The organism is Micromonospora sp. DT201 (assembly GCF_049841575.1).
In the GTDB taxonomy this organism is placed as follows: domain Bacteria; phylum Actinomycetota; class Actinomycetes; order Mycobacteriales; family Micromonosporaceae; genus Micromonospora.
Window position 1 is genome coordinate 1 of the sequence record NZ_JBNCKP010000046.1, and the last position, 6749, is coordinate 6749.

Below are 6749 nucleotides of genomic sequence, written 5' to 3' on the forward strand. Positions count from 1 at the left end.
GGGGATCGGGCGCGCCGGTTGCCGGTGGACTACGCCTCGCATTGCGCGCACGTGGATGTGCTGCGCACCGAGTTGGAGCAGCTCGCGGTCGCACCGGGTCCGGGGCGGGTGCCGTTCTACTCCACGGTCAGCCCGGACGAGACCGTGTTCGACGCCGGGTACTGGTTTCGGAATCTGCGGCAGCCGGTGCGGTTTTACGACGCGGTCACCCGGGCGGTCGACGATGGGTTGGGATTGTTCGTTGAGGTGAGTCCGCATCCGGTGTTGGTGGCGGCGATCGAGGATACCGGCGGGACGGCGGTGGGCAGTCTGCGTCGTGACCAGTCGGGCCCGGACATCTTCCTGACGAACCTGGCTCAGGCCCACACCTATGGCGCGGATCTCGACTGGGCGACGTTGAACACCCGGCCGGGGTATGTCGAGGTTCCCACGTATCCGTTTCAGGGGGAGCGGTTCTGGTTGGAGCCGGCTGCGGGGGGTGGGGATGTGGGGGCGGTTGGGTTGCAGCCGGCCGGGCATGCTCTGTTGGGTGCCGCGGTGGCGTTGCCGGGCAGCGATGGTTACTTGTTCACCGGTCGGTTGTCGCTGAGGACGCATCCGTGGTTGGCCGATCACGCGGTGCGGGGCACGGTGCTGGTGCCCGGGACTGCTCTGCTCGATTTGGCGGTGCATGCCGGTGACCGGACCGGCTGCACCCGGGTCGACGAACTCACGTTGGAAACACCGTTGGTCCTACCCGAACACGGCGACGTCCACCTCCAAGTCACCGTCAGCGAACCCGACCACACCGGCAGACGTGCGCTGGAGCTGTTCGCGCGTACCGACGACGCCTGGACCCGCCACGCCACCGGCGTGCTCGGCAGCGGCACCGCCGCACCGGCGTTCGACCTGGCCACCTGGCCGCCCCCGGGCGCCGAGACCCTCCCGGCCGACTGCCTCTATGCCGACCTTGCCGCCGCCGGGTACGGCTACGGACCGGTCTTTCAGGGACTCCGCGAAGCCTGGCGCTCCGGCGGGGACATCTACGCCGAGGTGGTCCCGCCCGACCAGACCGACGTCGACGGCTTCGGACTCCACCCCGCGTTGCTCGATGCGGCGTTGCACGCGCTCGGGCTGCGTACCGGGGACGATGCCGGCGACGTCAGCCTGCCGTTCACCTGGACCGGGGCCGAACTGTTCGCGACCGGCGCCACCACGTTGCGGGTCCGTCTCACACCCGGCGACGCCTCGGTCCGCATCGCCGTCGCCGACGGCGCCGGGAACCCGGTGGCCACCATCGACGAGCTCGTGCTCCGTCCTGTCGCCGCCGACCAGCTGGAACGTACCGCCCGCCACGCTTCACTGTTCCGCGTCGAGTGGGCTCCGGTCGCCGACCCGGCCGTACGCAGTTCCCCCGGCGCCGCCTGGACCATGCTTCCCACGCCGTTCCCCGGCGACATCACCGTCGAGAGCGCGGGTCCGGCAGACCTGCCGGACCCGACGCCCGGGGTCGCTTTCCTGCCGTACGCGGCGGAAGCCTTCGACGCCGGCCCGGCTGCCGCCGCCCGCGCCGCCACGCGCCACCTTCTCTCCACCCTGCAAGAGTGGCTGGCCGATGATCGACTGGCCGAGAGTCACCTCGTGGTGATCACCCGTGGCGCCGTCCACACCGCGAGCCCCAACCTGGCGGGCGCGGCGCTCTGGGGGCTGATCCGCTCCGCCCAGTCCGAGAACCCGCAACGGCTCACCATCATCGACACCGACGCCGCGGACCTGACTCGTGACCTGGTCGAATCCGCGCTGGCCACGGGTGAGCCCCAACTGGCCGTCCGGGACGGCCGCCTCTACGCGCCGCGCCTGGAGCCCTGCGCCGACCGAACCGCGCCGCCCGATCTCGATCCCGAGGGCACGGTCCTGATCACCGGCGGCACCGGTGTCCTCGGCGCGCACCTCGCCCGTCATCTCGTCACCCGGCACGGCGTACGTTATCTGCTGCTCGCCAGCCGCCGCGGCCCGGACGCCCCTGGCGCTACCGACCTCGTGGCCGAGCTGGCGGAAGCCGGCGCGACCACCACCGTGACCGCGTGCGACACCGCCGACCCGGCCGCCCTGCGGCGCCTGCTGGACTCGGTGCCGGCCGCGCACCCGTTGACCGCCGTCGTGCACACCGCGGCGGCCGTCGACGACGCCACCCTGCCCAACCTCACCCCGGAACACCTCGACCGGGTGCTGGCCCCCAAAGCCGACACCGCGCTGCACCTGCACGAGCTGACCCGTGGCACCCCGCTGGCCGCGTTCGTGCTCTTCTCCTCGTTCGCCGGCCTGCTCGGCAACCCCGGGCAGGCGAACTACGCCGCCGCCAACGCGTTCGTCGACGCCCTCGCCCAGCGGCGCCGGGCCGAAGGGCTGCCCGCGACGTCGCTGGCATGGGGATTCTGGTCCGAGCGCAGCGCCCTCACCGGCTCGCTCGACGACACCGACGTGCGCCGGATGGCCCGCGGCGGAGTGTCCGCGCTGTCCACCGAGGAAGGCCTGTCCCTGTTCGACGCGGCGCTCGGCGCGGGCGATGCCGTGCTGGCGCCGGTCCACCTGCGGCTCGCTCAGCTCCGGACCCAAGCGATGGCCGGCCGACTGCCAGCACTGCTGCGCGGCCTGGTCCGGGTACCGCTGCGGCGCTCCGCGAGCGCCGGTGCCCGTACGGGCGGATCCGAGCTACGGCAGCGCCTGCTCGCGCAACCGCCCGGGGAGCGGCACGCCGACCTGCTCGAACTGGTACGCGCCGAAGTGGCCGCGGTGCTCGGGTTCGCCTCCGCCGACGCGGTGGAGCCGACCCGCGCGTTCCGGGAACTCGGGTTCGACTCACTCACCGCGGTGGAGCTGCGCAACCGTCTCAACGGGCTGACCGCCCTGCGGCTGCCCGCCACCACGGTCTTCGACTACCCGACGCCCGAACTGCTCACCCAGCGCCTTCTCGACCGGATCCTGGAGGTGGCCGAGACCGCGCCACCGACCGTGGTGGCCCCGGCCGTCACGGCCGACGACCCCGTCGTCATCGTGGGCATGAGCTGCCGGTTCCCCGGAGGCGCGGATTCACCCGACCGGCTGTGGCGGCTCCTGCTCGACGGCACCGACGCCCTCGGCGAGTTCCCGGCCGACCGGGGCTGGAACGTGGACGAGATCTACGACCCGGAGCCCGGCCGTCCCGGCAAGACCTATGTGCGCGAGGGCGGCTTCCTGTACGACGCGGGCGACTTCGACGCCGACTTCTTCGGCATCTCGCCGCGCGAGGCGCTCGCCATGGACCCGCAGCAGCGCCTCCTGCTCCAGGCGTCCTGGGAGGTGTTCGAGAACGCCGGCATCGACCCCGCCACCGTCCGTGGCGCACCGATCGGCGTGTTCACCGGCGCCTCGTCGCAGGACTACACCGCGTTGCTACCCGACAGTCTCGGCGATCTCGACGGCTACCTGCTGACCGGCAACTCGGCGAGTGTCATGTCGGGGCGGGTGGCGTACGTCTTCGGGCTGGAAGGTCCCGCCGTCACCGTCGACACCGCCTGCTCGTCGTCGCTGGTGGCGCTGCACCTGGCCGCCCAGTCGCTGCGGCAGGGCGAGTGCACGCTGGCGCTCGCCGGCGGGGTCACGGTGACCGCGACGCCAGGGGGATACATCGAATTCAGCCGCCAGCGGGGCCTCGCCCCGGACGGGCGGTGCAAGCCGTTCGCGGCGGCGGCCGACGGCACCGGCTGGGGTGAGGGCATCGGCATGCTGCTGCTCGAACGCGAGTCCGAGGCGAGGCGCAACGGCCACCGGATCCTCGCCGTGGTACGCGGTTCGGCCGTCAACCAGGACGGCGCCAGCAACGGACTCACCGCCCCGAACGGCCCGTCGCAGCAGCGGGTGATCCGGCAGGCCCTCGCGAACGCCGGTCTCGCCCCCGCCGACGTGGACGCGGTGGAGGCACACGGCACGGGTACGACACTGGGCGACCCGATCGAGGCGCAGGCGCTACTGGCCACGTACGGGCAGGGTCGGACAGGTGAACCGCTGTGGCTCGGATCGCTCAAGTCGAACATCGGCCACACGCAGGCCGCGGCGGGCGTCGCTGGCGTCATCAAGATGGTCCAGTCCATGTGGCACGGGCTGCTGCCGCCCACCCTGCACGTCGACGAGCCCACCCCGCACGTGGACTGGTCCGCAGGCTCGGTCGTCCTGCTCACCTCGGCGGTGCCGTGGCCGTCGACGGACCGGCCGCGCCGCGCCGGCGTCTCGTCGTTCGGTATCAGCGGCACGAACGCGCACGTCATCCTCGAGCACGTCCCAAATCCGGCGCCGATCTCCCTGCCAGCGCTGCCGGCGACCCCGTGGATCCTGACCGCCAAGAGCGACGCCGCCCTCGAAACCCAGGCGGCACGCCTCACGTCCCGGGACGCGTCGACACGTGACCTGGACGGCTGGGCACTCGCGTCCCGGCCCCGCTTCGACCACCGCGCTGTCCTGCTGGACGCATCCGGCGACGCGCTGGAGGCGCTGGCCGCGGGACGCCCGCACCCGGACGTCGTCCGTGGCCGTGCCCTCGGTGGCAAGACTGCGTTCCTGCTCACCGGTCAGGGCGGCCAGCGTCCCGGCATGGGCGCCGGGCTGTACCAGCGGTATCCGGCGTTCGCGGACGCCTTCGACGAGGTCGCCGCCCTCTTCCGGGAGCATCTCGATCGGCCCCTGCGCGACGTCGTCCTAGGCGAGGAGCACAGCGGCCTCATCGATGAGACCGGCTATGCCCAGCCCGCGCTCTTCGCCCTGCAGGTGGCGCTGTACCGCCTCGTCGAGGCGCACGGTGTGCAGCCCGCGTACCTGCTCGGCCACTCGCTCGGCGAACTGACGGCGGCCCACCTGGCCGGCGTCTTCGCCCTGCCCGACGCCGTCACCCTGGTGGCGGCCCGGGCCCGGCTGATGCAGTCGGCCCCGGCGGGCGGCGCGATGGTGGCGGTCCGCGCCGGCGCCGACGAGGTGACCCCGCTCCTCACCACCGGCGTCGAGATCGCCGCGGTGAACGGGCTCACGAGCGTGGTGCTCTCCGGCGACCCCGGGCCGGTACACACCCTCGCCGGACAGTTGCGCGAGCAGGGCTACAAGACCACGGCACTGCGTACGAGCCACGCGTTCCACAGCACGCACATGACGACCATCCTTGACGACTTCCGGCGAGTGGCCGAACAGGTCACCTACCACCCGCCGCGGATTCCGGTCATCACCATGCTTCCCGACGAGGACCTGACCGCTCCCGGCTACTGGGTACGGCAGATCCGCGAGCCCGTGCAATTCCACGCCGCCCTCGCAACCGCGCGGCGGCACGACGTCACCGCGTACCTCGAGCTCGGGCCGGACGCCGCGCTGAGCATCCATGCCGCAGCCGTCGCCGAGCTCACCGCGAACGTGCTGCATCCCGGGCATGACGAGGTCCAGACCTTCACCAAGGCCCTGGCCCGCCTGCACGCCCACGGCCGCCCCGTCACGTGGTACCCGTCCGGCGCACCGGTCCGCGACCTGCCGACGTACCCGTTCCAGACCCGTCGCTACTGGCTCGAAGCTCGGCCGGCCCGCCGTCCCGACCTGCTCGCCGACCCCGGCACGACACCTGCGGAGCCGTCCGGCGCTCTCGCCGTACGGCTGGCGGGCCTGCCCGGGGACGAGCAGGAGGCCGCGCTCCTGCAGGTCGTGCTCGACCACGTCGCCGTCGTGTTGGGCCACGACTCCGGCGCCGCCGTCGCGCCCAGCCGCGCGTTCCGGGACCTCGGCTTCGACTCGCTGACCGCCGTGGAACTGCGCAACCAGCTGACGGCGACAACCGGGCTGCCCCTGCCGCCGACGCTCGCGTTCGACTATCCGGCCCCCGACGCGCTGGCGGCGTTTCTCCGCCGGGAACTGTTCGGCGCCGGCGCCCCGGCACTTCTCCTGCCTTCGGTACGGGTAGCCGACGACCCGATCGCCATCGTGGGAATGAGTTGCCGGTTCCCGGGTGGTGTGGCGTCGCCGGAGGACTTGTGGCGGCTGGTGGTGGACGGCGTCGACGCCATCGGTGAGTTCCCTGCCGACCGGGGCTGGGACGTCGAGAATCTGTTCCATCCCGATCCCGCGCACGCCGGCACCAGCTACACCCGTCACGGTGGATTCCTGTACGACGCGGCGGAGTTCGATGCCGAGTTCTTCGGGATCTCGCCGCGGGAGGCGCTGGCGATGGATCCGCAGCAGCGGTTGCTGTTGCAGACGTCGTGGGAGGCGTTCGAGCGGGCCGGCATCGACCCCGCCGAGTTGCGAGGCACCGCCACCGGCGTGTTCGTCGGGACGAATGGCCAGGACTATGCCGCCCTCGCTTTCGGCGCGGCCGGTGCGACGGACGGCCATGCCGGGACCGGTTCCTCGGCGAGCGTCATGTCCGGCCGGATCGCGTACGCGTTCGGTCTCGAAGGCCCCGCGGTCAGCGTCGACACGGCGTGTTCGTCGTCGTTGGTGGCCCTGCACCTGGCCAGCCAGTCGTTGCGGTCGGGGGAGTGCGGTATGGCCCTCGCCTCTGGTGTGACGGTGATGTCGACGCCCGGCGGATTCGTGGAGTTCTCGCGGCAGCGGGGGTTGGCGGCGGATGGCCGGTGTAAGTCGTTTGCGGCGGCGGCGGATGGCACTGGTTGGTCCGAGGGTGTTGGGGTGTTGGTGTTGGAGCGGCTGTCGGACGCTCGGCGTCATGGTCATCGGGTGTTGGCGGTGGTGCGTGGGTCGGC

General features: G+C 72.2%; 1 protein-coding gene. It reads left to right on the forward strand.

What is annotated here, in order from left to right; all coding sequences use genetic code 11:
- A partial coding sequence (locus ACLQ28_RS34240) for a type I polyketide synthase (protein ID WP_425690400.1) occupies nucleotides 1-6749 on the forward strand: 6749 nt, incomplete at both ends.